Source organism: Desulforhabdus sp. TSK, assembly GCF_022836495.1.
GTDB lineage: Bacteria > Desulfobacterota > Syntrophobacteria > Syntrophobacterales > Syntrophobacteraceae > Desulforhabdus.
Map to the genome: position 1 here is coordinate 99077 of NZ_BQXM01000006.1, position 23880 is coordinate 122956.

15 protein-coding genes, 3 tRNA genes and 1 pseudogene are annotated in these 23880 nt (G+C 56.2%); 3 read left to right on the forward strand and 16 right to left on the reverse strand.

The genetic code is table 11. From position 1 onward, the window contains the following. Nucleotides 1-108: 108 nt before the first annotated feature. The 5 genes and pseudogenes from MWC30_RS05540 to MWC30_RS05565 form a co-directional block, all read right to left on the reverse strand. Complete coding sequence (locus MWC30_RS05540; RefSeq protein ID WP_244083164.1) at nucleotides 109-885, reverse strand: hypothetical protein; 777 nt, start codon at nucleotides 883-885, stop codon at nucleotides 109-111. Nucleotides 886-1132: 247 nt separating this feature from the next. Then, nucleotides 1133-3415: a tetratricopeptide repeat protein gene (locus MWC30_RS05545; RefSeq protein ID WP_244083165.1), complete on the reverse strand. Its 2283-nt coding sequence runs from the start codon at nucleotides 3413-3415 to the stop codon at nucleotides 1133-1135. A gap of 281 nt (nucleotides 3416-3696) precedes the next feature. After that, nucleotides 3697-4559 (reverse strand): annotated as a pseudogene (locus tag MWC30_RS22880) (transporter). A 149-nt stretch (nucleotides 4560-4708) separates the two neighbouring features. Next, entirely contained in the window at nucleotides 4709-5056 is a 348-nt protein-coding gene (locus MWC30_RS05560; RefSeq protein ID WP_244083168.1) for a transposase, read from the reverse strand. Between the two features lie 230 nt (nucleotides 5057-5286). Further along, nucleotides 5287-5363, reverse strand: a tRNA-Met gene (locus MWC30_RS05565). Nucleotides 5364-5940: 577 nt separating this feature from the next. Between MWC30_RS05565 and MWC30_RS05570 the strand changes: the two genes are divergently transcribed. Further along, the gene (locus MWC30_RS05570; RefSeq protein WP_244083169.1) at nucleotides 5941-7359 is read left to right on the forward strand and encodes a mechanosensitive ion channel family protein; all 1419 of its coding nucleotides are present in this window, start codon (nucleotides 5941-5943) and stop codon (nucleotides 7357-7359) included. Nucleotides 7360-7489: 130 nt separating this feature from the next. Here the strand turns inward: MWC30_RS05570 and hisB are convergent, their stop codons facing one another. Genes hisB through MWC30_RS05585 form a run of 3 tightly spaced genes read right to left on the reverse strand, consistent with a single transcriptional unit; the run spans nucleotide 7490 to nucleotide 9664 of the window. Next, a complete protein-coding gene (gene hisB, locus MWC30_RS05575; protein WP_244083170.1) occupies nucleotides 7490-8086 on the reverse strand; it encodes an imidazoleglycerol-phosphate dehydratase HisB in 597 nt (198 codons plus the stop codon). Between the two features lie 54 nt (nucleotides 8087-8140). Further along, nucleotides 8141-8551 (reverse strand): thioesterase family protein, encoded by a 411-nt coding sequence (locus tag MWC30_RS05580; RefSeq protein ID WP_244083171.1) that lies wholly within the window; start codon nucleotides 8549-8551, stop codon nucleotides 8141-8143. 39 nt (nucleotides 8552-8590) lie between these two features. Then, entirely contained in the window at nucleotides 8591-9664 is a 1074-nt protein-coding gene (locus MWC30_RS05585; RefSeq protein ID WP_244083172.1) for a cation diffusion facilitator family transporter, read from the reverse strand. Nucleotides 9665-9921: 257 nt separating this feature from the next. Here MWC30_RS05585 and glgX point away from each other — a divergent pair, with 257 nt between their 5' ends. Further along, nucleotides 9922-12216, forward strand: coding sequence for a glycogen debranching protein GlgX (gene glgX, locus MWC30_RS05590; protein ID WP_244083173.1), 2295 nt, complete (start codon nucleotides 9922-9924; stop codon nucleotides 12214-12216). A 95-nt stretch (nucleotides 12217-12311) separates the two neighbouring features. On the opposite strand, the gene carB is transcribed toward glgX, so the two are convergent. Then, a complete protein-coding gene (carB, locus tag MWC30_RS05595; RefSeq protein ID WP_244083174.1) occupies nucleotides 12312-15512 on the reverse strand; it encodes a carbamoyl-phosphate synthase large subunit in 3201 nt (1066 codons plus the stop codon). A 496-nt stretch (nucleotides 15513-16008) separates the two neighbouring features. Between carB and MWC30_RS05600 the strand changes: the two genes are divergently transcribed. Next, nucleotides 16009-16302: a hypothetical protein gene (locus MWC30_RS05600; RefSeq protein ID WP_244083175.1), complete on the forward strand. Its 294-nt coding sequence runs from the start codon at nucleotides 16009-16011 to the stop codon at nucleotides 16300-16302. 80 nt (nucleotides 16303-16382) lie between these two features. Here the strand turns inward: MWC30_RS05600 and MWC30_RS05605 are convergent, their stop codons facing one another. The 7 genes from MWC30_RS05605 to tig all read right to left on the reverse strand — a co-directional run bounded on the left by MWC30_RS05605 (nucleotide 16383) and on the right by tig (nucleotide 23871). After that, nucleotides 16383-17174 (reverse strand): DUF169 domain-containing protein, encoded by a 792-nt coding sequence (locus MWC30_RS05605; protein ID WP_244083176.1) that lies wholly within the window; start codon nucleotides 17172-17174, stop codon nucleotides 16383-16385. 85 nt (nucleotides 17175-17259) lie between these two features. Next, nucleotides 17260-17336: transfer RNA gene (locus MWC30_RS05610), tRNA-Asp, on the reverse strand. Between the two features lie 19 nt (nucleotides 17337-17355). Beyond that, a tRNA-Val gene (locus MWC30_RS05615) sits at nucleotides 17356-17431 on the reverse strand. A gap of 102 nt (nucleotides 17432-17533) precedes the next feature. Beyond that, complete coding sequence (gene lon / locus MWC30_RS05620; RefSeq protein WP_368860805.1) at nucleotides 17534-19981, reverse strand: endopeptidase La; 2448 nt, start codon at nucleotides 19979-19981, stop codon at nucleotides 17534-17536. Nucleotides 19982-20276: 295 nt separating this feature from the next. Then, complete coding sequence (gene clpX / locus MWC30_RS05625; protein WP_244083178.1) at nucleotides 20277-21530, reverse strand: ATP-dependent Clp protease ATP-binding subunit ClpX; 1254 nt, start codon at nucleotides 21528-21530, stop codon at nucleotides 20277-20279. Nucleotides 21531-21939: 409 nt separating this feature from the next. Beyond that, a complete protein-coding gene (gene clpP / locus MWC30_RS05630) occupies nucleotides 21940-22551 on the reverse strand; it encodes an ATP-dependent Clp endopeptidase proteolytic subunit ClpP (RefSeq protein WP_244083179.1) in 612 nt (203 codons plus the stop codon). A gap of 3 nt (nucleotides 22552-22554) precedes the next feature. Beyond that, complete coding sequence (gene tig, locus MWC30_RS05635) at nucleotides 22555-23871, reverse strand: trigger factor (RefSeq protein WP_244083180.1); 1317 nt, start codon at nucleotides 23869-23871, stop codon at nucleotides 22555-22557. Nucleotides 23872-23880: the final 9 nt, after the last annotated feature.

The following is a 23880-nucleotide window of genomic DNA, read 5'->3' on the forward strand; positions in this document are numbered from 1 at the left end:
CCGCACTGACATCAAAGGTCCATCACGAAAATCCGAAAGCAGAAAAACCAGGGTTCCTCGATTCCACTCTTTTTTCAACTTCGCACGAGCTACGAGACACGCATTGCCTCAATGCATGCTCTTTCGCAGCTCCATAAGGAGTTGGTCGGCAGCATCGATGCGAATCAGACCGAGGCGCGGGAGCTCAAGGTCTGCAATCACGTAGATCGCGAGCGACGTAATGGCTGCGAAAGCGATCATGTGGAACCAGCTCCGGTCCTTGTTGGACGACGTGTCAAAGCCAACGATCAATGCGCCAATAAGACTCAGTCCGGCAAGCAGCACAAATATGACCAGCGGCGGGTGATTCCGGGCTGCCGACACCCTCGTGGTCGTTATGTCGATCATCTCGTTCAGTGCGGGGAGCAGGAGAATGGCTGCTTGTGTGGGTGCATCCTGCCTGCGGCACGCAGCTATTGCCTTTGTCCAGATCTCCTCATGCAAAGCGGAGCCCTCAGCGTGCTTTAGGCGCATCGCATCTAGATCTTGCCCCAGATATGACTCCGATCGCACATCCACGTAGCGACGAAACAGTTCCCTCAACTCCCGCTGCGAATCGTTTGGAAGCAGATCGAGGCGCAGGTAGGCCGTACCGATCGCATTGGCTTCCGAGGCGATCAAGTGCCGGCGATCTTCAAACCTCGATGCGGCTCCAGAGAATGTGAAGGCGATGAGAAGTCCCATCAAGCCGAACACGGCGGCTTCCGCCGCGCTGGTTCCCTTGTCCAAGCCTTCAGGATGGCGCATGAGTACAGCGATGCCGATGCGCCTCCCAACCTCATAGAGAATCAGCATGCCGAAGAACAAACCGGTACCTAATGACAATCCGACCAGTGCATAATTCATTACTTCCCTCCCGAACCCGTCTTGTCAGGCTTCAGAGCTTCCATCCGCGCTTTTATCAAAAGCTCTTGGCTCTCTGCTATTCCTTCTACGGCAACGTCCCTCTTGCTTGTATGTGTCGCCGGCTCCGCGCCTGTTTCCCTTCTGCTCATGGATTCCACCCAGGAGCAGTAACTGGTCGTCATTGGCAGAATCAATGAGGTTCCTGCTCCTGTACCCCCCTGAGGGTCGACCTGCCTCACGGCCTTCTTCAGGGCGTTGGAGCCGTTGATAGTATCTGCCGGAGAAGCACCTGCGCGTCCTGATATTCGGGATACTCCTCCAAAATCGTCTTCAACACAGAGATCGCTTCAGCCGTCTCACCCGTTTGCTGCAGCGTGATGGAAAGGGCGTAGGCGTACTTCGGATCATCGGAGCGCAACCCGACCGCCTCCCTGCAGAAACCGACGGCTTCCCCCGGTCGGTCCCCGGCAAGAAGGATGCAGAGGTTATAGGCCGCCTGGGCCATTTGGGGGTCTTGTTTCAGGGCTGCTTTGAGATAACTCTCCGCCTGCTGCGGATCGTTCAGCTCGGCCTTGAGAAGTCCCATATTGAACAGGGCCGCACCATTCTCAGGGGAAGTTCTGAGGGCCTTCTGCAGCGATTCTTCACTCTTTTTCACTTCCCCCATGCGCGAGTACGCAATGGAGGCATTCACCAGGACCATGACGGCACGAGGCTCGATCGTGAGAGCCCGGTCATAGCAGGTGATGGCCTCTTTGAGCTCCCCCCGGTTGAGATAGTAGTTCCCCAGGTTGTAGTGGGAAGGCCACTGGTCGGACCACGCCAGCAGAGACGTGAGGTGTTCCGCGTCGGCCTTCCTGATTTTCTCCCCGTACTCCTCGCCCATCTGCAGATCGGGATAGGCGGACAGAGCCGCTGCAGCCCGGATGCGGACAAGTCGGAAGTCATCTCCGGTTGCCCCGATGATGGCCTGCAGACACTGTTTCGACGGGATCATCGCCAGGGATTCCATGGCTGCGGCCCGGACCAAAGGAGACGGGTCACCCGCCGCCTTGAGCAGTGCCTGAGCGATTTTCAGGTCCAAGGTTGGCGGGATCAGGCGAATGAGGGATGCGGCGAATACCTCGTTCCGATCCGGGCTCGTGATGTAATGAAGCATCTCCTCCCGCTTGCTCCAGTCCCTCTTTCTCGCTGCATCAATGAGGCTCGCGCGATGAAGCAGCGGGGCCTGGTAGTCGCGGGGCAGCCACTCCCGAACCTGTCTGTCGGCCCAGGCCGCGTCTTTGTCGGTGTGGCAGAGGTTGCAGGCATTCGGCGATTGGTAGGCCATCGTCGCCGAGGGAGCCGGCGGCAGCATGGAGTGGTCACTCCGGTTCATGCGGGCAAAGGATGTCATGGGCATATGACAGGATATGCACTGGTTCCCGGCGCTTCCTTCCTCATGGCGAGTGTGTGCCGGGGCGCCGTTCACCCGTTCTTCATGGCACGGCAGGCAGGCCTTGTTGGCGTCTTCGGGTTTCTTGAAGCGGTAGCGGCCGCTCGATGTGTGGCAGTGCATGCAGTCGAGCTTCCCCGACTTGACGCAGGGGCTCATGAGCCACGAGGTGTAAGTGTAGTTCTCTCCCAGGTCGCGACCGTCCGGGTAGTAATCCGGGCTCTCGAGGGTGACCAGGTCGAAGTGGTCGAAGAACCTCCCCCCCGGAGGAGTGGACGGTGTCAGGGGAGCGGTTGTCTTGGCGTGGCATGAGGCGCAGAGATGATTGCGCTGCTCCTTGGTCATGGTCTTGGTGCTGATGATTTTCAGGTCGGCCAAAGACTGTCCCTTTGGTGCTTCCCTGGCAGACTGGTTATGCTCGGCGGACGGGCCGTGGCAGGTCTCGCAGTTGATGCCGGGCTCGGCCCAGACCGTGTGATACGTATCGCTTTTGAGGTCGTAGTTGGTGGTAAGCTGGCTCACATGGCAGCTGTAGCACGCGGTGTTGAAGGTGTAAGGCCATTCCTTCCAATTGAAGGGCTCCTCCGGACGCTGATCGCCCGGGAAATGCCGCACGCCGCTTGACGCCATGTCGATCCACTCTTTCCGGCTCACATCGTACGCAACGGGCAGTGTCTGCAGCCTCCCCTTCTCCAGCGGGGTAAGAAAGTAGAAGACGTTCTTGCCGCCCAAGGCATGTTCCATTCGGTACTTCTTCGTCCCTTCAGGCCCTTTTTCAAGCACCCAGCCCTGCCTTTTGCCGATTTCGGCCCGGTAGCGAAACGAACCGATGACCACGTCTTCCTTCTGGGGGATGAGCTTCTCCTCTGCCAGAGCGTCGCTGTATGGCTGCATGGCGAGCCCGTGGAAGGAGGTGGACCAGAGCTGGTAGAAGCTCTCGTGGCACTCCCGACAGCTCTGGGAGCCGGCAAACCCCTCGACTTCTGCGTTCCGCCGGGGCTCAGTCGCAAAGGTAGAAAACGGGGGCAAGCCGCAGAAACACACAACACCCACTGCCAAGGCCAGCAAGACAACGGTGTTCGACTTTGACCTCATGGTACACATCCTTTTCCGTCTGCGCCGAGGCTGCTCCCGCGCACACCACGCTCAATGCAAGAATGAATGCGGCCATTGATGTTCTTTTCTTCATAAACCACCCCTTTCGATCTCCATCAGCCCTGATTCCTATGAGTGAGTCGAGTCCCGGTGGGCGCCTTACCGTCATCTCCTGCGCTATCTGAAAAAGGTTCCGATACAGCTCACAATAAAGAGCTTTCCGGAAAATGTCTACTGTCAATAAATACAGCCTATGGGGAGGTCCATAAGCGCGTCTATCGTTAGAAAGCCAACACCGCCTTGAGCCAGATGTAGTCACCGCTGAGGCGGTTATTGACATCGGTCTCAGGGAGCCATTTCACCTCGGTCAAGATGGTATGACCACAAATCGGCGGGGAGACATAGGAGACCACCGGTCCAATTCCCTGGGCGCGGCCATTGAAGGCCCCAAGCACAGCACCGGAACCGCTGTCGCCGGTGAACTGGTCCCAGTAAAAGGCGTTGAAGCCGATTCCGATGAGGCCGTACTTGGACAGGGGCAGGTGCTCGGCGACGGTCAAATCCAGATGAAAGAAATCGCTGCTCTGAGTCCGTGGCATCGTTCCTGGTATTGAAATTCAGGCCGGCATAGGCAGATATTTCCAGGCCGATTTTGGAGCTCAGGTAGCCGAACGATACGACCGGCTCAAAGGTCCAGTAGTTAAGACCCACGTTGGCCAGCCGACCCTCGGTGTATTCACCTGTCGGGGCGTAAATGTCACACCGCACATCCCATTTGAAATCGCCCTTATTTCCAGGCAAGCCAAAACGGTACGAGCGTAATATCGCCGATACCGTCAGCCGCGTCCTGCCGGGTGATAGTGCGCCCGAGTCGTGGGAAGAGTCTGCTCTGCAGGTCGACTTGCGCTTTCACATCAACCCAGACATAGGGAACGAGCACTGCAGCAGCGAATTTGCCGTCAAGAATGCCCAAAGGGGTCCCATATGCCAGGCCGAATACATCGGCGTAGAAGGTCATGTCAAGATTAGCCGCCACCATGCCGCCAAACGGCAGTTGCCTGTCACCACCGGCGCTTCCATTGTAATGATTGAAAAAGTTTATTGCCACCAATCCCGGGGGGGCGGTGTCAATAAAAGACGCCATGGCTCCCCGGGGTGTAGTGGCTGACTCCGCCCTCAGTGGCGGAGACTTCGGAGGGTTGCACTGTCGCAGACCAGAGCAACCATGCCAAGCCGAATAAGATCCTTGCTTTCTTCATAAACTTAATACAGCGTCACACAAAAGAGTGTCTGTTAGGCCGCCTGCTTATGATCATCAGGATAGGCCATGATCTTGGCCACTGACTTGGTCGTCCATTTGAAAGGGTGCGCTCTCTTGTTCCACTGCTCAATGAAAAGATAGATCTTGTCGCGCAAATCTTCGATAGAGGCAAAATCGGCGATTTTGAAGCGCTTGCGTTGTAGGATGCTAAACCACTGCTCCACTTGATTCATCCAGGAGCAGTGGACGGGAGTGAAATGGAAAAGAAAACGTGGGTGTTTGCCCAACCATTTCAGGACCTCCTTGCCCTTGTGGACACGCAAGTTGTCGCAAACGATATGAAAAAGGGTAGTCGGGACATTGGAGACATTGGGAGACATTATGTCTCCGCTGTAGAATCGCACTGACAAAAGGATTGGAGACATTAGAGACATGTGAGACATTCTTTTCTATAAAAATGTCTCTGGAGATGACCGAGTGCCGCTCTTTGAAAACTGAATAGGGTGTGGCCCGTGCTCTCTAAAGCTTCATTTCTAGCGTGGGTGTGGGGAATAGTGTGGGGAAGAAAAAGAAGAAGGGCTTATGGTTTCCCATAAGCCCTTTATTTTCCTGGTAGCGGGGAGAGGATTCGAACCTCTGACCTTCGGGTTATGAGCCCGACGAGCTACCTGACTGCTCCACCCCGCGACAACAAAAGCACAATATGTCAAAGCCCATGCAAAGTCAAGCGGAATCCAATCCTTTTTGAGCCGTCTTCAACGTGGGTCTTTATAAGCGAGCAAATGCCTTGCAGGAGCGGCTTCCAGCCGCGACAAAAACGATCGATGGTGAAAGTTGCAGATGGAAAGCCGCTCCTGCAAAAGCCAGGTTATCACCGGTTAACAGTACAGTGGAGTCAGGCGTGTGAAAGGCACCTCCGCCGTTGTCCGATGCCGATTGACTGCCTTTTTCCTCACCTCATTGGCTACTTCGTGCGATTGCACGGGCATCGCAGTGCCGCATTGATATTCACGCATCAATTGAATATATTCTCCAACCTTGGTGGGCCGTGCTTCTCATGTTTCGGGCCATTGCACGAGCGGCCACGGTGTCCACCCTGATTCGATCGAACCTGTGCAGTATGGGGTGAGAGTGAACCGAAAGAGTTGCAGGGATTGCAGGCCCGGCTTTTGCTTTCATTTCGTAAAGCGTGTGCCAGGAGGCCTGTCGAAATTGAGAAAAGGCTCACAATCTCCCCAAAAGGAAGTTCCGGAGGACAGAATTGATGTTGCGTAGAAGGTCTGTTGTGCTGATTGTCTTGATGATGCTGGGCCTTTTTCTCGGGCTGGGATCACTGGGAAGGGTCTCGGCCGAGAATGGAAACGGAGGGCAGGAAAAGAAAAGCGCCGCCAGGGAGGTGGAGAAAGAAAAGGAAGCAGAGCCCACCGTCAACCTCATTCCTCGTCCCAATGAGACGGCGGTTCCCCTGCAAACGGAAAGAATCGACGAAGCGGGGAAGGTGCTCGGCAAGAAAATCGACGAAGTCGGGAAGGACGCGTCCCGTAAATGGGGAAAATGGATCGCCGCCAGGGCCTTTTTGGGAATCACCTGGCTCAAGCTGATCATATGCGCCCTGCTGCTTTTCCTTGTCGTGCTCGTGGATCGTGTTGTCACATATTTGCTGCACAGGCAAATCTCCCGGCAGAGCGGTGAGGAGACTTCGGAACGGTGGTGGCGGTTGTTTCTGAAAGCGCTTTCCAGGCCGCTTTCCGTCTTTATCCGAATCTACGGAGTTTATTATGCATTGTCACCATTATTTGGATATTTCAGCACCGCGGATGGCGTCAACACAGTGCACCAACTGGCAAGGAAAGCGGCGGACCTGGGTGGGACGGTCGCTCTTTTTTGGCTCTTCTATCGACTGATAAAGGTACTGGATTCACAGCTGAGGCATTGGGCTCAGTCCACGACGAACACCATTGACGACATGCTGGTGCCTCTGGTGGGGAAAACTATCCGGGTCTTCATCCTGGCCATCGGCGGCATCATGATCATTCAGAACATGACCGGCATCGAAATCGGACCCATCATTGCTTCCCTGGGGATCGGGGGTCTCGCCTTCGCCCTGGCCGGCAAGGATTCCATCGCCAATTTTCTCGGCAGCCTCACGATTCTTCTGGACAAGCCCTTCCAGGTAGGGGAGCGCATCGCCATCGACAATTACGAAGGGTTTGTCGAGAACGTGGGGTTCCGCAGCACCCGCCTGCGGACTCTGGCAGGACACCTGATTTCCATCCCCAATGAAAAAATCATCAATTCCACATTGGAAAATGTCGACAAGCGTCCCCACCTGCGCTGGCACACCAACCTCACCATCACCTATGACACTTCACCCGAGAAGGTCGAACGGGCGGTGGCCATCGTGCAGGAGATCCTGGAAAACCACGAAGGGATGCGCAGGGAATTTCCGCCTCGCGTGTACTTCAATGCCTTCAACGACTGGAGCCTCAACATCGCCGTTTTTGCGTGGTACCATCCACCCAATTACTGGGACTTCCAGGCGTGGGTGCAGAGGTCCTGCCTCGAAATCATGCGGCGGTTCAAAGCTGAAGGCATCGAGTTCGCTTTTCCCAGCCAGACGGTTTACCACGTGACCGATGACAAAGACATCGATCTCGAGGCGCTGAGCGAGAAGATCGTCTGAGAGGGGGACGCTGAAAACGCTGACGAGACGCTGACGAACGCAGAAAACAAAACCTCCCGGACCTGGTGCGACTTTCGCCCAGTGCACCAGGGAATGACTTTAGCTGCGATGTACTGGGCCGGCCATGGTGCTAAAGGGCACCTTTGGAGGATGGGATGCCGGTGCGCCGTTCGTCCAGCTGAGTCGCCTGGTCCAGGGCTCGGCCAAGTGCTTTGAAGACCGCCTCGATCATGTGATGCGTGTTGCTTCCATAAGGCACCTGGACGTGGAGCGTTATGCCGCCATGGAGGCAGAAAGCGCGGAGGAATTCAGGGACGAGCTCCGTTTCGAACTGACCAGCGCGTTCGGACAGGGGAGGAACCTGGTACACGAGGCATGGGCGATTGGACAGGTCCAGCACCACGGAAGCGCAGGTTTCATCCATGGGAATGGACGACTGACCATAGCGGCGGATGCCTTTGCGGTCGCCCAGGGCGAGGGACACGGCTTGCCCCAGGCAAATGCCGAGATCTTCCACGGTGTGATGTGCATCGACCTCCAGGTCACCGTCTGCCTCCACCTTCAAGTCGAACAGACCGTGCACGCTGAAAAGGGTGAGCATGTGCTCCAGGAAGGGAACGCCTGTCTTTAAATCTGCCGACCCACTCCCGTCCAGAACAAGATCAAGATCGATCCGAGTCTCGTTGGTTCCGCGATGTACAGAACCCCTCCGCAACCTTTCTGTCATAAATGGTGTCCATTCTTAGTCTCTGCAGATCTGCACACTGCCGGGAAGGGCTCCCTATGGAGCCATGTCTCTTTTTCCCAGAACCCTTGACACAAACCGTTCCTTTTGCACGACTGCCCGTTCGTGCTTCCCCTCACCGATTTTTTCAACGGCATCGAAAGCGGTAACCTCAAAGGACAGGAGGCGGCCTTCGATCTTTTCCAGAACAGCCTCCGCACGTACCTTCATTCCCACTGGTGTGGCTGCCGTGTGAGTCATCTCCATGCGGATGCCCACGGACGTCTCTCCGGGAGCCAGGTGACCCTGGAGGCACTGTACGGCCGCCGCCTCCATGAGGGCTACTACGGCCGGTGTGGCAAAGACTTCCACCTCTCCGCTTCCCATGGCGATGGCTGTATTGCCTGGATCCACCTGTCCACCGGCGGTGCCCCTCATTCCGATTTCCAGCTTTGCCTGGTCGCTCATGCCCTCACTCTCCTTTCCCATCCAGTATCCTGCAGCACATCACGGAGCGGAATTTTTCGTTTCCTTCTTCTGCGCTCCGCACTCTATCCCGTCCAACCGTCCTGCACCCTCTTCAGGGAGAGTCACAACCTCCCGGTGCCACAGGGCCTGGTGGCTCGTGGGCTTCACCCTCAGCTCGCAGGGGTCGAGGCCGCAAATAGGGCATTGCGGCATGTTGCAGGGTTCCGCGTGGATGAGGGTTTCGGCTCTCCCGTTGAAGTGATCGCTCAGCAATGCCTGGAGCTCCTCAACCTCCTGGTGCACTTTATCCAGGGAGAGATCCCTGGGTAAAATCAGATGAAAATCCAGATGGATACGGTCTCCAGACCGCCAAGCGCGCAGGTGATGAATGTCGATCCAGACGTCTCGCCGATGTTGAGCGAGAAGCTTCGAAATATCCTCCAGGAGCCCCGGATCGGATCGGTCCATGAGTCCGCTGAACGATTCGTTGATGAGCTTTCCTCCCATGACGAGGATATTCAGTGCCACCAGGCAGGCAATAGCCCCATCCATCCAGTACCACCCCGTCTGATTCACCAGCACCAGCCCCAGGAGAACGCCCGCCGACGTATACACATCCGTCATGACATGCTTTCCGTCGGCCACCAAAGTCAGGGAATGGGTGCGCTTGCCGATGCGCACGAGTCCTGCCCCAAGAATGAAGTTCACCGCACTGGTAGCGAGAAGAATCCAGAGACCGCTTTCGAGATTGGGAAGGGGATGGGGGTGCAGGATCTGAGGCCATGCCGTCCTTGCAATGCCGATGGCCGCGAAGACAATCAGGGCGCCCTCGAAACCGGCCGAAAAGAATTCTATCTTTCCATGGCCATAGGGATGCGTCATATCGGGAGGCTTGGACGCCAGTAGAATGCTGCCCATGGCAAACGCGCTGGCGACCACATTGATGATGGATTCCAACGCATCGGAAAGAATAGCCGAAGAATGAGTCAGCCAGTATACGTAGAACTTTGAGGCCATGAGCAGAGCACCCACCACGAGGGAGAACGTGATGGCGATCAGGCGATGTCTGAAATAGCTGCCCGGGTTCCACGCATCGGCATTGTTCATGTTCATGATGGAATATTGATCCTGCTATATGGTAAAGGTTCAGGGCAAATGCTTGCATTCGTGTCTGAAAGTCTACACAATCGTTTTGGATTTGTCAGCACAAGTCGTTTTCACATGTGATAAAAATATTGCCGAGCCATATTTCTTTGCTGAACGGCGTCCTGCAGGGCCGCCAGGAGTCTGTCGGGGCAGAGTCTTCGGTCGGAGGCCTGGTGACCGGATGGAGCGGGATATTCCAGAAAGGCGTCGCGGGAGGAGTCGAAATGATTTGCACCGGTGCCCTGAAAAAACAGAGAAATACGCATTCTTTTGAAAAGATCGAAGCCCTCCAGCCCCTTCCGTCTTCTGGTCCTCGAGATGGGCAGACAGCCACCAATGAGAGTGGCCGGCCGCCATTTGTCGAGATGGATATCGGCAAGCCGCTGCCTTTCGGAGCCTCCGAGCTGGAGGGGGGCATCAATTTTTCGGTTTTCAGCCGCCATGCCGAGAAAGTTTGGCTGGAGCTCTTCGACGCTCCCGAGGATGAGAAGCCTTTTGCCTCCATTGAACTGGAACCGTTGGCGCATCGGACGGGCGACATCTGGCACGTGTGGATTGGGGGCATCGGCCTGGGGCAGATCTACGCATTTCGCATGCAGGGGCCTTATCAACCGCAGGAGGGGCATCGCTTCAACCGCTTCAAGCTGTTGCTGGATCCCTATGCGCATGCACTCGCAGGGACGCGCGGTTGGGATTTTCGATATGCCAGGGGAATCGACTTCAGCACTCCCGAGCCCGATACCGCCTGCTCCATCGAAGACAACGCCAGACACATGGCCAAGTGCCTTCTGACGACCACCCGGTTCGACTGGCAGGGGGATCGCCCTCTGAAGCACCCGTGGTCGGAAACCATTCTCTATGAAACGCATGTCAAAGGACTCACCATCCATCCCTCTTCAGCTGCGAAGCAGCCCGGGACCTTTCTCGGGGTCATCGAAAAAATTCCTTACTTTAAAACGCTGGGCATCACAGCACTGGAGTTGATGCCGGTCCAGGAATTCAACGAGAGCGAACTGGTGAGGGAAAATCCTCTTACGGGGGAGCTCCTCCGAAATTACTGGGGATACAATACGGTCTCTTTTCTCGCCCCCAAAGAGAGCTACGGAAGCGAGATAGAAGCGGGTTGCCAGGTCGCTGAATTCAAAACGATGGTGCGAGAGCTGCACAAAGCGGGCATTGAAGTGATTCTCGATATCGTGCTCAACCATACGGCGGAAGGCGATGAAACGGGACCGACACTCAATTTCAGGGGGATGGAAAACAGCATCTACTACATGCTCCGCACCGATCGGCGGAGCTACCGCAACTATTCGGGCTGCGGGAATTCTCTGAACTGCAATCACCCGGTGGTGCGGGGGTTCATTTTGGATTGCCTCAGGTATTGGGTCATCGAGATGCATGTGGACGGCTTTCGGTTCGATCTGGCCTCAGTGCTGGGGAGGGATCGGGAAGGGGAGGTGCTGACCAACCCACCGCTCCTCGAGCGGATTGCCGAAGACGCTCTGCTGCGGGATGTAAAGCTCATCGCCGAAGCATGGGATGCGGGAGGCGCCTATCAGGTGGGGTCTTTTCCTGGGTTGCGCTGGTGCGAATGGAATGGGCGCTTTCGTGACGAGGTCAGGAGATTCTGGCGGGGGGATGACGGGATGGTGGGCGCTCTCGCCACCCGCCTGTGCGGAAGCGCGGATTTGTATCAGCGCACGGGAAAGGATCCCTTGCACAGCATCAACTTCATCACCTGCCACGATGGGTTTACACTCCACGATCTCGTCACCTATTCCCGAAAGCACAACGAGGCCAACGGCGAAGGCAACCGGGACGGCGCGGACGAGAATTTCAGCGAAAATTACGGGGTGGAAGGAGAGACGGAGGATCCCGCCATCAATGCAGTACGCACCCGCCAGATGAAGAACCTGCTGGCGACGCTCTTCATGTCGCGGGGAGTTCCCATGATGCTGGGGGGAGACGAGTTTCGCAGGACTCAGGGTGGCAACAACAACGCCTATTGCCAGGACAACGAGGTCTCCTGGTACAATTGGAGTCTGGTCGTGCAAAACCGCCAGATTTTTCGATTTATACGGGAGCTCATTGCCTTCCGCCGCCGACACAGGGTGCTGACGGCGGAGCATTTTTACACGGGAGACGACATTTTGTGGCTCGGACCGGACGGAGGAGCTCCTCAGTGGGATAGCGGCGGCGGTGTGCTGGGATGTCTCATCTACCCTGAAAAAAGGGAAATGAGGGCCGCGGAACAGCCGTTGTGCCTGCTCTTCAACGCAAAGAATGAGCCGGAGGTTTTTCAGCTGCCGAAAGCGCCCGACAACCGCCTTTGGCATCGCTTTGTCGATACGGGCAAATCGTATCCCCACGACGTTCGGGGGCAGGGGAAGGAACTGCTGTTGAAGGAGCAGGGCGTGTATCGACTCCTGCCCCACTCCATGGCCATTCTGGTGGGGGCGGGTCCTTCTTCACCTTCACCCTCACCTCAACCCTCTCCCTCGAGGGAGAGGGAGTTTTAGACAGGGGGGCACGGTCGGGAGACCGCGCCAGCCCCAAATTTTTTCTGCGTCAATCAGCGCTTGTCAGCGTTTTCAGCGTCCCCCAGCCATCCCCGCTACCGGATGGCAGCGTGGTATTCCTGGAGGGACTTGACGTCGCTGCGTCCGGTTTTGAACGCCTCAATCCCTCGGGCCGCCGCCACGGCACCTGCCAGCGTAGTGATATAGGGGATTTTGTACTTGATGGCCGCCTTGCGGATGTAAGAATCGTCCCACTGGCTCAGCTTGCCGCTGGGAGTGTTCACCACCAGCTGGATGGCTCCGTTCTTGATGGCGTCCACAATATTGGGGCGCCCTTCGTGCATCTTTTCGACACCCTCCGCTTCGATACCGCTGGCCCGCAAAATATTGCAGGTGCCCTTCGTGGCCATGATCTTGAGTCCCAAATTCTTGAACCGCCTGGCCACCTGAACCGACGCCTGCTTGTCGAGATCGGAAACCGTCAGGAGAACGGTGCCTTCCACCGGCAGGCGCTGGCCGGCTGCTTCCTGTGCCTTGAAGGATGCCATGCCGAATGAATCCGCCATGCCGAGAACCTCACCCGTCGAGCGCATTTCAGGGCCGAGGATGGGATCGACTTCCGGAAACATGTTGAAGGGGAAAACGGCTTCTTTCACTCCAAAGTGGGGAATATACCTTTCCTGCAGGCCCAGTTCGCCCAGGGGCTTGCCCAGCATGACCTGGGTGGCCAGCCGCGCCATGGGGATGTTGCACACCTTGGAAACCAGGGGAACCGTTCGGGATGCCCGCGGATTCGCTTCCAGCACATAGACGCTGTTGTCCGAGACGGCATACTGGATATTGATCAAGCCCACAACCTTCAGCTCCAGGGCGATCTGCCGCGTATACTCGCGGATGGTCTCCAGGTGCTTGGGCGGGATGCTGATGGGTGGAATGACACAGGCCGAATCGCCCGAATGGATTCCCGCCAGCTCGATGTGCTCCATCACCGCCGGGACGAAGGCATTCACACCGTCGGAAATGGCATCGGCTTCGGCTTCGATGGCGTTCTCCAGGAACTTGTCGATGAGGATGGGACGGTCGGGGGTGACGCCGACAGCCGCCTGCACATACTGCCGAAGCATCTCTTCGTCGTAAACGACCTCCATGCCTCGCCCGCCGAGCACATAGGAGGGACGGACCATGAGGGGGTAGCCGATGCGGGAGGCCACCTTCAGGGCCTCCTCAAGGTTGGCGGCCATCCCGGATTCGGGCATGGGAATGCCGAGCCGTTCCATCATCTGCCGGAAGCGGTCGCGGTCTTCGGCCAGGTCGATGGTATCGGGGGTGGTGCCGATGATCCGCACTCCGGCCTCGGCCAGTTCCCGGGCAATGTTCAAGGGAGTCTGACCTCCGAATTGAACGATAACCCCTTCGGGCTTCTCCTTCTCATAGATGGCAAGAACGTCCTCCACGGTAATGGGCTCGAAGTAAAGCTTGTCCGAAGTGTCGTAGTCCGTGGAGACCGTTTCGGGGTTGCAGTTGACCATGATGGTTTCGTAACCCTCGTCCCGGAGAGCGAAGGCCGCGTGAACGCAGCAGTAGTCGAACTCGATCCCTTGGCCGATGCGGTTGGGGCCGCCTCCGATGACCATGACCTTGGCGCGGTCGGATCGGGTCACCTGGTCCGGCGCATTGTAGGTGGAATAATAGTAGGCTGCGTTTTCGACCCCACTCACGGGTACAGGCTCCCAACCCTGGACGATGCCTTCGGCTTTCCGGCGGTCACGGATTTCCCGCTCCGAGATCCCCAGGAGTCCCGCCAGGTAGCGGTCTGCAAAACCGTCTTTCTTGGCGCGGGCGAGGAGACCGGGCGGCAGGGTTCCACCCTTGCACCGCAGGATTTCTTCCTCCAGTTCCACGAGCTCCTTCATCTGCCCGATGAACCAGGCCTTGATATGGGTCTTTTGGGATAGCTCCTCCACCGTGGCGCCCTTACGGAGGGCTTCGTACATGATGAACTGGCGCTCGCTGGTGGCGAAGGCGAGCAGCTCCATGAGCTCCGCCAAAGGTTTCGTGTTGTAATCCGCGGCGAACCCCAGTCCGTAGCGGCCGATCTCGAGAGAGCGGATGGACTTCTGCAGCGTTTCCTTGTAGGTCTTTCCGATGCTCATGGCTTCGCCCACGGCGCGCATTTGAGTTCCCAGGCGGTCTTCGACCCCCTTGAACTTTTCAAAGGCCCAGCGTGCGAATTTGACGACGACGTAGTCGCCCCAGGGTGTGTATCGATCGAGGGTCCCCTCGCGCCAGTAGGGAATCTCGTCCAGGGTCAGGCCTCCTGCCAGCCGCGCCGAGATGAGGGCGATGGGGAAACCCGTCGCCTTGGAAGCGAGGGCTGAGGACCGGGAGGTCCGAGGATTGATCTCGATGACGACGATCCGGCCCGTTTTGGGATCGTGTGCAAATTGAACGTTCGTTCCCCCGATGACCTCGATGGCCTCGACGATGTCATAGGATTGCTTCTGGAGCTTTTCCTGGAGCTCCCTGTCGATGGTCAACATGGGAGCCGTGCAGAAGGAGTCCCCCGTGTGGACGCCCATGGCGTCGACGTTCTCGATGAAGCAGACCGTGACGCGCTGGTTCCTGGCATCCCGGACGACTTCCAGCTCCAGCTCCTCCCAGCCGAGGACCGATTCCTCCACGAGGATCTGTCCGATGAGGCTGGCTGACAGACCGCGGCTCGCCACCGTTCGCAGTTCCTCCACATTGTAGACCAGACCGCCCCCGGTTCCCCCCATGGTGTAAGCCGGTCGGATGACGACGGGGTATCCGAGTCTGCCGGCGATCTCCTCCGCTTCCTCCACACTGAAAGCCGGCTCGCTCCTGGGCATATCGATCCCGAGCTTCGTCATGGTCTCCTTGAAAGCGATGCGGTCTTCACCGCGTTCAATGGCGTCGGCCTGAACACCGATGATGCGGACGCCAAAGTGGTCCAAAACTCCCGCCTTGGCCAGCTCCGAGCTCAAATTGAGCCCTGTTTGCCCCCCCAGGTTGGGCAGGAGGGCATCGGGGCGCTCCTTTTCGATGATGCGCGTGAGGGATTCCAGGGTGAGGGGCTCGATATAGGTTGCATCTGCAAGGCCCGGGTCCGTCATGATGGTGGCCGGGTTGGAATTGACCAGTACGATCTGGTAACCCAGGCTCCGCAATGCCTTGCACGCCTGGGTCCCCGAATAGTCAAATTCGCAGGCCTGGCCGATGACAATGGGACCCGACCCGATGATGAGGACCTTGTTAATGTCCGTTCGCTTTGGCATCTAGTGCTCCTCTGTAGGTTCCGTGTAAGTGCAGCTTAAATACTCTCTTCCTGGGCTAAAATCCAAACGGGATGGCGTTTCAAAGAAGTTCGCAAAAACCAGGGGAAGATAATATTTGCATGCCCGAGTCAGCGCAAGAGAGAAACATGAAATTGTTATCGTGACTTAAATATCGGGGTGGAGGAGGCCGTCGGAGAGGAGCGGATCGGCTGCCGGTCCGGCCGGCTCGTGCGTTGCGGGTGGAGTCATTCCACTGGCAGCACGGCAGAGGAGTGTGAAAAAATTTGCAGGGGCGTGTGCATTTATTGGTAGGTGCGGACGATGCCTTCCAGGAGGATTTTAAAAATAAGCCCTTGAATATTGGTATGTTAGGGCGATGGTACGCCGTGTGCTTACATCTCTGCCAGCTGGAACCTTGCTGAAAGCCTTTCTCAAAGCGTTCAGCCTGGAAAAATTTGACAGTTTTTCAAACCGATGCATTCAGATGGAGAGAAAGATGAAGATAATGAAGGCAATTCTTCCTGCACTGTTTACGGTTCTTTTGTTCATGCCGCCCTTCGTCTCCGGAGCCCGGGCAGAGCTCAACATCGATGTCCAGTTCGGGGCTCCATATTATTACGCTCCCCCGCCGCCACCGGTGGTTCGTTATTATCGCGAGGAGCCTGTGGTGGTCTATCGACGTCCGCCTCACAGGCACCACCGTTATTACGATTGCGACGGCCCCGGCTGCAGGTATCGACCAGGTCCTGACGCGCATTACCGGCGCTTCCATGACCGATATCACGATTAGTCTTCGCTGCTGCCATCCAGCGTCGCCGGGCGGGAATCCGGAAAGGGGTGTTCATCCGGATTCCCGCCAGGACATGAGGCTCAGAAGATTCCCAGTTTCTTCCCCAGTTCGATATGCTGCCTGGGAAATTCAGGCTGGAAATTCTGATAAAACGTGACCGGGTATCGGGCACCAACGGCTTTTCCCGACTCCGACAGCCCATAGACCAGATTCTCGACCATGTGCCCCGGGAGAGAGAAAACCATCTCGTCATCCTGGGTCATGGAGAAAATGCGGTCGCCGTTGCCCGGGATCGCGATCCTCGGTGCACCGTTCTTGAAAGGCGCAATCAGGTACTCGGTGCATTCGATCTTCCCCCCGAAATTGCCTGGAATCCGCCCTGCATTCTCGAATACCATACTTTGGATGATGCGCATGATCTGAGCGGGATTTCCGTAAATGACAACCGTATCCGGTTCGAAAAGCCCTTTTTGGAGAGGGGCCATCACGATGGCCTTGTACTCGCCGTTTTGGAAGCGATGGATCGATTCAATCTCGACGAGGGCGGCTTCCTTGTTCTTGGCGAAATTTATGTCACAGATAAGACCACTCAGCGCATCCGCCGGATCTGGTGCGGAAGTGAGGCCAAAAGCGAGAAGGGCGGGGACGCAGTTGAGATCGTCCGCGGTGAGGCCCGTGGTCCAACCGTAGACACGAGCCAGGGTGATCCCCTGGCAGATGGTGATCTTCTTGCCGAAAACCTCTGAAGGGCGTCGCGTTTTTTCTGGAAATTCCGATGGATCCTTGAGAAACGACACCCCGATGGGAAGAGTCCTGAGCCTGAGGGTGTTGCTGATAAACTGGGCGTTCTGCTCCCAGGAGCGTTTTTCCATGGTTTCTCCTTTGCCGGCGTTGGTTTGGGTGATCACGTTGAAAAAGAAAAAGGAGTTAACCTTTTGGCTAACTCCTTGGATTTGCTGGCGGGGTCGAAGGGACTTGAACCCTCGGCCTCCGGCGTGACAGGCCGGCGTTATAACCAGCTTAACTACGACCCCGCATCTTTAAAACTTACTTTGGTGGGCGAAACAGGGCTCGAACCTGTGACCCTCGGCTTGTAAGGCCGATGCTCTCCCAGCTGAGCTATTCGCCCCCGAAAACCGCCCAGGGCGAATAGTTTCGTTTTGCCCCCTGAACGAGTTTGAGTATATACGAGAACGTCATTTCAAAGTCAAGCGGTTTTTTGACACATTCCTCAATGCGTCCGTATTTCATCGGAAGCCGGCTTTTTGGCTTCAAACAGGACCGGACTCTGGCCCGACTCGGGCTCATGGAAAAGCTCCTGTCCTTCCTTCAAGGCGAGGGCTTTGCGCAGAACATCGTCCGTATGCTCTACGAGCTCGATATGCATCTCTTCACAGATCTTGGGCGGAATGTCCTTCAGATCTTTCGCATTGTCTTTGGGCACGAGGACATGCTTCAGCAAGGATCGATGGGCCGCCAGGATCTTTTCTTTCAGCCCTCCGATGGGGAGGACCCTGCCGCGGAGTGTGATTTCACCTGTCATGGCCAGATCGCTCCTCACGGGAATGCGCGTCAGGGCAGAAACGATGGACGTGGCCATGGTGATGCCTGCCGATGGCCCATCCTTGGGTATGGCCCCCTCGGGCACGTGCACGTGGATGTCGAGGTTCTGGTAGAAGTCCGGGGCAATCCCCAGGCGCGTGGCCCGTGACCGCACATAGCTGAGAGCGGCCTGAGCCGATTCCTGCATGACCTCTCCGAGCTTTCCTGTGATGATGATTTTGCCCTTGCCCGGCATGACGATGGTCTCGATGCCCAGAATATCGCCACCGAATTCCGTCCATGCCAGTCCCATGGCCAGGCCGATCTCGTCCTTTTCTTCAGCCCGTCCATAGTGGAATTTAGGAACGCCCAGGTATTCCTGAATGATTTCTTCCGTCAACACGACGCGTGTTTCCTTGCCGTTGCGCACGACCTCCTTGGCCACCTTCCGGCATACGGAGGCGATTTCCCGCTCCAGGTTGCGCACCCCCGCCTCTTTGGTAAAGTGGCGGATGATATAGAGCAGGATATCGTCGTCAAAGACCACGTTCTCCATCTTCAAACCGTTGGCCTTGCACTGCTTCTTGACCAGAAACTGCTTGGCGATATTCAGCTTGTCCAGTTCCGTGTAGCCGGAAATCTGGATGATTTCCATGCGGTCCCGCAGGGGAGCGGGAATGGAGTGGAGATTGTTGGCCGTCGTGATGAAAAAGATCTCCGACAGATCGTAATCCAGGTCCAGGTAATGGTCGTTGAAGGAGAAATTCTGCTCGGGATCCAGCACCTCCAGCAGAGCGGCCGACGGGTCTCCGCGAAAGTCGGCGCTCATCTTGTCGATCTCATCGAGGCAGAAAACGGGATTATTGCTCTTTACCTTCTTGAGGCTCTGAATGATCTTGCCGGGCATGGCTCCGATGTAGGTGCGGCGATGCCCGCGAATCTCAGCTTCATCACGCACCCCGCCCAGGGAGAGCCGGATGAAGTTTCGGTTCATGGATCGTGCAATGGATCGGGCCAGCGATGTCTTGCCGACTCCAGGAGGTCCCACGAAGCACAGGATAGGGCCCTTGATTTTCTTCACCAGCGCCTGGACGGCCATGTATTCCAGGATGCGCTCCTTGGGCTTTTCCAGTGCGTAGTGATCTTCATCGAGGATCCGCGCAGCCTCGTCGATATCGATCTTGTCCTTGGTCTTCTCAAACCAGGGCAGGGACAGAATCCAGTCGATGTAATTCCTCACCACCGTTGCTTCGGCGCTCATGGGCGACATGAGCTTGAGCTTCTTGAATTCAGCGGTTATCTTGGCGCCGGCTTCCTTGCTGAGTCGCTTCCGCTTGATGCGTTTTTCCAGCTCTTCCAGTTCCGACTTGAAGTCATCCTTGTCGCCCATTTCCTTCTGGATGGCGCGCATCTGCTCGTTGAGGTAGTACTCGCGCTGGGTCTTTTCCATCTGTTTCTTGACCCGTCCCTTGATGCGCTCTTCAGTCTGGATGATTTCTATTTCCGCCCGGATATGGCCGAACAGCTTTTCCATGCGCCTGGAAACATCGAGGGTTTCCAGGAGCATCTGCTTCAGTTCGAGATTCAGGGGCATGTATGCGGCGACCGTATCCGTGAGGCGTGAAGGATCCTCTACGGCAGCGACGGCGTCCAGCACTTCCTGCGTGATTTTCTTGTTGTGCTTGCTGTAGGTCTCAAAGGCCGCACGAAGATTGCGGCGCAGTGCTTCGATTTCCAGGGGATTTTGGGGAGGCTCCTCCAACGCTTCCAGCTGTACCTGAAAATATTCATGGTTCGGCAGGAAATGCAACACCCTGGCTCGAAGATCCCCTTCCACCAAAACCTTTACCGTTCCGTCAGGCAGGCGCAGGATCTGAAGTATGTTCGCAATCGTGCCAATCCTGTGGATATCCGATTCCTGCGGGTCGTCCATCTTGGCCTTGGTCTGGGCTGATAGAAAAATACGCTTGTCGGTGCTCATCGCCCTTTCCAGAGCATTGACCGATTTGTCACGACCCACGAACAGTGGCACCACCATGGCCGGAAAGACTACAATATCTCTCAGAGGTAAGAGCGGGAGCGCAAACGTGTTGGCACTCATGTGCTGTTCGTCCTTGTTTTTCGTTCGTTTAAACATGGTTCATTACTTTCTGCCATAAAGCCACGTGTGGATGCTGCATGCTCGGTACGTCTCACAACTCTGGACAGTTTTTCACCTGCTGCCCTATCGTTTCATCGATCTTCCGCAAAAAGCCGATGCTGAACATCGGCTTTTTGCGGAAGGAACGGGTTTTGAAAACACGCCGATCCATAACCTGAAGGATTCCGGAAGAGGCAGGGGGTGGTGAACGTCACGGCTCTTCCCTCTGGGTCCCCCTCAAAGGGGGACTTCAAATCTCACCGGACCAGGTGATGCGTTTCGCTCCGCCGTACTAGGCGGACTCTTGACTCTGGTTCCTGTAGAGCAACAAGGGACTGGCCTGTTTCAGGAGCACGTCCTCGTTGATGATGCATTCCTGGATCTCGGGCTGAGAGGGAAGGTCATACATGATGTCCAGCATGATATTTTCCATGATGGATCGAAGCCCTCTCGCCCCCGACTTCCGACGAATGGCCTCCTTGGCGATGGTCTTCAGCACGCCGTCCGTGAAGCGAAGACGCACATCCTCCAGTTCGAAAAGCTTCTTGTATTGCTTGACGAGAGCATTCTTGGGCTCCGTCAGGATGCTGACCAGTTCATCCTCGGTGAGCTCGTTGAGCGTCGCGATGACGGGCAGCCGGCCCACAAACTCAGGAATCATCCCAAACTTGATGAGATCCTCCGGCTGAATGCGCACCAGGACCTCACCGATGCTCTTCTGCTCTTTACTGCGAATTTCGGCGCCAAACCCCAGCCCCTTCACCCCAACGCGCGAATGAATGATATTCTCCAAATAGTTGAATGCTCCACCAACGATAAACAGAATGTTGGTGGTGTCGATCTTGATGAATTCCTGTTGCGGGTGTTTTCTGCCCCCCTTGGGAGGAACGTTGGCTACAGTGCCTTCCAAAATTTTGAGGAGGGCCTGCTGAACCCCTTCACCCGAGACGTCCCGGGTGATGGACGGGCTGTCCGACTTCTTAGCGATTTTGTCGATTTCATCAATGTAGACAATACCCCGGGAAGCCTTTTCGATGTCATAATCCGCTGCCTGAATCAGGCTGACCAGGATGTTTTCCACATCCTCGCCGACGTAACCCGCCTCCGTCAACGTCGTCGCGTCGGCAATGGTGAAAGGCACGTTCAGGATGCGTGCAAGAGTCTGAGCCAGGAGAGTTTTCCCGGAACCGGTCGGCCCGATCATGAGGATATTGCTCTTTTGCAGCTCCACATCGTTTTTATCGAGCTTCAATTCGATTCTTTTGTAGTGGTTGTGAACCGCCACCGAAAGAACCTTTTTGGCCCTTTCCTGCCCCACCACGTATTGATCCAAATAGTTCTTGATTTCAGCAGGTTTTGGAATCTGCGTGGCGCGAGCGGACTCTTCGCGTTCATACTCTTCAGCAATGATGTCGTTGCACAGCTCAACGCATTCGTCGCAGATGTACACCGTTGGCCCTGCGATGAGCTTCTTCACTTCATCCTGGCTCTTCCCACAAAAGGAGCATCTCAGCTCCCCACCTCGATCTTCACGCTTTCTAGCCATTAGTGCCTCCTTGGCCACATTATGAATGACATCGCGGCAAGGATTGCTTCGCGATGCGACATATCATGCAGTATATGAGGTCCATTTGCCCTTTATTTCCCCATCGATCAGGCAGTATTATAACCACGCCCATTTCCCTTAGCCACTTTTAATTGCCTTTTGACAAACCTTTCATAACGTTACACCCCTAACCCGATAATGGGGAAACGTCAATGCCTTTCCCTCAATAAATAACAAGTTTCAGTTGGAAAACAATAGGTCCACATCATCGGGCGGGAGACAGGAAGTGGAATGGAGCGCAATGCCCGGAAGGGGGGGTGAGTATTGGAAACAAGAAAGGTCCGAACCTTCCAAAGAAAGTCCGGACCCGTTTCAGGCGAAAAGATCCGATTTATATGGCTTCGTTCGTTTATGGCGCCGGGGTCAGAGCCTGGCCGATGCCCCGAGCCGTGATGACCTCGTCGATGAGTCCATAATCCTTGGCTTGTACTCCGGACATGAAAAAGTCTCGGTCGGTATCACGCTGAATCTGATCGATGCCCTTGCCGGTGTGGTGCATCAGGATCTGGTTCAATTCCTCGCGGAGTCGGAGGATTTCCCGGGCCTGAATGTCCACGTCCGTCGCCTGCCCCTGGAACCCCCCCATGGGCTGGTGCAGCATGATGCGCACGTGGGGAAGAGCGAACCGTTTGCCCTTCACTCCGGCAGCCAGCAAAACCGCTGCCATGCTGGCGGCCTGCCCCATGCACAGTGTCGAGACGTTGGGCTTGATATACTGCATTGTATCGTAGATGGCGAGCCCCGCCGTAACCAAACCTCCCGGCGAGTTGATGTAAAAATGGATGTCTTTGTCCGGATCTTCGGATTCGAGAAAGAGCATCTGCGCGATGATGACATTGGCCACATCATCTGTCACGGCGGTGCCGAGAAAGATGATCCGGTCTCTCAAGAGGCGCGAATAGATGTCAAAAGCTCTTTCACCACGGCTGCTCTGTTCAATGACGACAGGGATGAGGGACATTGCCTACTCCTGATCTGTAGTGGGGTCGCTCCCCGTGGGGGAGACTTCCTTGGAAACCGCTGATTCCTCCAGCAGCTTCAAAACTTTATCTTGTACCTTGCTCTCTTTGGACTGTTCCACCAGGGGGCTGTCAGCGAACTCAGCCTTCACCTTCTCCACATCCATGCGGGCATAGAGAGCGATCTGCCGGTAAATCTCATCCACTTCCTCCTCGGTCAGTTCGATGCCCTCCTGCCTGGCGATCTGCACCAGAATCAACCTCTGGCTGATGTTCTTGATGGCCTGCGGGCGATATTCTCCCCGGATCTCGGGTGTGCTGAACTTGGATCCGTCGATCTTCAGTCCCTGGCTTTCAAACTGGTTGAGAAGAAGGTCGATGAGCCGATCCACTTCTCGATCGATCACTTTATCCGAAAGGTCCAGCTGGACCTTCCCCACAAGCTGATCAATGATCTGCTGGCGGGCGGCCATGGAGACCCGCTCTTCCTGCTGCTTGACGAGGCGTTCCCGAATGTTCTCCTTGAGGGCTTCCAGGGTGTCGAACTTCACGGTTTGAGCCAGCTCGTCGTTCAGCTCAGGAAGCTCCTTTTCTTTCAACTCTCTGATCTGGACCTCGAAGTGAACGCGTTTGCCCTTGATTTCGGGCATCGTAGCGTCCTCGGGATAGTCCAGGTCAAAAGATAGGGTCTCCCCGACGCGATGTCCAATGAGATGCCCGTCAAATTCGGGATGAAGGGCCTTTTTCCCCACCTCGACCATGAAGTCGCTGGTCTTTCCCTTTTCAAAGACCGATCCATCGACGGTCGGTACGAAATCCGTCAAAACCGCGTCCCCTTCCTGGATGGGGCGATCCGTATCAACCGTCCGAAGCTGAGCATTCTGCTCGCGGATGCGCTCCAGTTCGGTCTGGATCTGATCGTCGCTGACGGACACAGGGGATTTGGTGATTTCCAATCCCTTGTAGCCTTCAACCTCGAAAGGAGGGGCCACATCCACCACTGCCGTGTAAACAAAGGTGCCGTTGTCTTCAAAGCGGGTTTCATTCACATCCGCTTCTACGAGGGGATGCAGATCCGCTTCTCGCAGCGCATCGTTGAAGGTTTCCTGGATGAATTGGGAAGAGACCTCGTGCTCGACGTTCTTGCCGTAATAGGATTTGAGGATATTGCGAGGCACTTTGCCGGGTCGGAAGCCTTTGATGCGAGCCTGTTTGGCAAGATCCCGATACCTCGTATCCAGTTCCTTCTGGACCTTTGCTGCGGGGATTTCCACATGAACCTGTTTTTGAGTGTTGCTAAGGTCGACAACGGAAACATTCATTTCCACGTT